The organism is Saccharopolyspora spinosa NRRL 18395, assembly GCF_000194155.1.
Lineage (GTDB): Bacteria > Actinomycetota > Actinomycetes > Mycobacteriales > Pseudonocardiaceae > Saccharopolyspora > Saccharopolyspora spinosa.
The window spans coordinates 150416-153398 of record NZ_GL877881.1; the positions used below are offsets into that span (position 1 = coordinate 150416).

General features: G+C 67.7%; 2 protein-coding genes and 1 pseudogene. All 3 read right to left on the minus strand.

Annotation, left to right across the window (positions count from 1 at the left end; genetic code table 11):
- Positions 1-538: pseudogene (locus SSPN_RS60860) on the minus strand (hypothetical protein); the annotation flags it as partial.
- A gap of 194 nt (positions 539-732) precedes the next feature.
- Positions 733-1218 (minus strand): hypothetical protein, encoded by a 486-nt coding sequence (locus SSPN_RS61900; RefSeq protein WP_272941789.1) that lies wholly within the window; start codon positions 1216-1218, stop codon positions 733-735.
- A 385-nt stretch (positions 1219-1603) separates the two neighbouring features.
- The coding region (locus SSPN_RS60870; protein ID WP_010313833.1) for a hypothetical protein at positions 1604-2983 on the minus strand (1380 nt) is incomplete at its 5' end.

Below are 2983 nucleotides of genomic sequence, written 5' to 3' on the forward strand. Positions count from 1 at the left end.
CCTGTGCCAGGGCCGAACCCTGACCAGGCGAGACCACCACACCCGCAGCCGGATTGCCCTGCGCGACCAGCAGCACAGGCCCGCCCGTGGAATCCGCGACACCACCCCGCACGAACTCCACCAACCCGCCACCAGCAACCACCTCCGCCGGCACCAGCACCCGCACCGCATCCACCGGCAGCCCCGCAGGCACGCCCGCCGCCGGATCCTGATACGGAGGCGGGACCGCCTGCGCCCCCTCCACCGACGGTGTCGCCGAATCCGGCGACACCGCAGCAACATCCAGACGATCCGAATCCCCACGCCCCGCGACCGAGTCCACATAAGAATCGGCATCGCGGCCGGTCATCCCACTCGGCGACGTCGCTTGCCCCACGGGCACATCACCGTAGGAGTCCACGACAGACCCAGACCTGCCAGTCTCCGCCAGCGCGGCATCCGCAGGCACACCAGAAACATTCGGGGTCACCGCCAGTGAGTCCGGCGTCTGCGAGGCATGCACCTCCAGCGGCCGGTTAACAGCAACGACTTCGTCCACCTTCCGCCGCTTAACCCCCCGCGAACTCTCCGCACTCGTGCCGGCTTTCCTCGCCACCGGCCCGGACACTCCGCGCCGACGTTTTGGACCCGTCACCTCGGCGGGCAGTCCGGACCCCCCGTCCTCGCGACGCAGCCCGGAACCACTGGGCGGCAACACCACCTCCCCCTCCACTTCCGCCCCCGGCACCGGAATCACCCACACCCCGGCCGCAGCCAGGACATCAACAGCCTCGGCTCTTCATAAGCATCCGCGCCCAGCATCACCCCAGCATCCGCCGCACCCCGCCCAACCACCGGGTCACCCACCCCGGTCTCCGTCACATCCCGGTCCTTCTTCTTGCGCCCCCGCGCCGCCACCTTCGACCGGAGCTCCGCCAGCTCGGTCGCCTGCTCGTCAGTCAGCGGCCCCCGCCCCGCCAACTCCTCCAACTCCGCAACACGAGCGGCAGCAGTCGACCGGAGCTCCGCCAGCTCCGCCTCCTGCTCGTCAGTCAGGCGCCCCTGCTCCGTCAACTTCTCCAACACAACAACCCGATCGGCAGCAACCTTTCGCGCCAGGGTCCGCGCCGCCTCATAATCCTTCTTTTTCTGCCACTGGAGCGCCTTCGGCCGAAGCTCCACCAACTCCGCCACCTGCTCCACCGTCAACGGCCCCCGCTCCGCCAACGCCTCCAACACCACAACCCGATCGGCAACCCTTCGGTTGAAGCTCCGCCAACTCTGCCACCTGTTCCTCAGTCAGCGGCCCCTGCTCCTTCAACGCCTCCAACTCCACAACCCGGGCGACAGCGGCCTTTCTCGCCTGGTAATTCTTCGCGTTCCTTTCCTTCTTTTGCTCCTTCTGCTGCTCCTTCTGCTGCGCCTTCGGCTGGGGGTCCCCCAACACCCCCCCCCTCTCCCCGGCCCCTGCTCCGCCAACTCCTCCAACACCGCAACACGATCAGCAGCAACCTTTCCGGCCCGGGTCCGCTCCGCGTCCTTTTCCCGCCGTTTCCGTTTCCGCTCCGCATCCGGGTCCTGCTGTACTGCCTGATCCGTCGGCGTAAGAACCCCACTCCCACCATCACCCGGACTGCCGGAAACAGCCCCAACAAGCCGCGTCCGCATCCTTCTTTTTCTGCCACTGCTGTGCCTTCGGCTGGAGCTCCACCAGCTCCGCCTCCTGCTCCACAGTAAGCGGCCCCTGGTCCCTCAACGCCTCCAACTCCGCAACCCTGGCGACAGCAGCCTTTCTCGCCTGGTAATGCTTCGCGTTGGTTTCCTTCTGTTTCCATTTCCGCTCCGCACTCGGGTCCTGCTGTGCTGCCTGATCCGTCGGTGTGCGCACCTCACTCCCGCCATCACCCCGACTCCCGGAAACAGCCCTAACAGCAGCGGATACTTCCACCTTCCGCCGCTTAACCCCCCGCGAACTCTCCGCACTCGTGCCGGCTTTCCTCGCCACCGGCCCGGACACTCCGCGCCGACGTTTTGGACCCGTCACCTCGGCGGGCAGTCCGGACCCCCCGTCCTCGCGACGCAGCCCGGAACCACTGGGCGGCAACACCACCTCCCCCTCCACTTCCGCCCCCGGCACCGGAATCACCCACACCCCGGCCGCAGCCAGGACATCAGCGGCCTCGGCGACCTCCCCCTTCTGCGCATCCAGCAGATCCACCCCATCGCCGTCTCCTGCACGCACCGCAGCGATCACATGCGCACTACCGTCGGCACGCTGGTAAATCACCGGCACAGTCACACCCACCGGCATGCTCCGCACATACCGCTCGGCCCCGGCCACACCAGCCACCCGCCGGGCCGTCGCCCCGAACGCCGCCTCCAACCGAGCCGGATCCCGATCACCAGCCGGGCCCGCCACGAACTGCCGACCGAACTTCACCGAATTATGGAACGCCACACACGCCTCCAGGCAATTCACCCGAAAACGCGCATCACCAAAGAAGTAACTGGCCTGGTTCACCCCCTGCACAAACCGGTCCCCAGACCCCACCGCACCCCCCGCATCCTCACCCACCGCATCCGGCCACCCCCCATCGGGCCACACCGCACCTCCCGGAAACGGGTCACCGAAAGGTCCCTCGCCAGGCCCTTCGACCCCGAACAACCCAACGGGATCCGTCCCGTCGTGGTAGTCGGGGAGGAAACCGGCGAAATCATCCGCCCCGGCATCCTGTCCCAGAAACGCGGGCAACCCGGTCGCGACAACGTTCCCAAAAGCGCCCTTGCCCAGCATCACCCCGGGACCTCCCGCACCCGCATCCCCCGACCCTGCTAAATCCGCCACCGCCTGATCAAGCCACGTACCGAGATCGAAGTCAGCCGACCACGCGTCCCCGCCGTCCTGATCAGTCCCAGTCCACTCCGATACCCTCTCGGGCCCGGCAATCCGCTCATCCCGCCCCGCCACCGGGGCCCCACCCACCACGGTCTCCATCACCCCCCG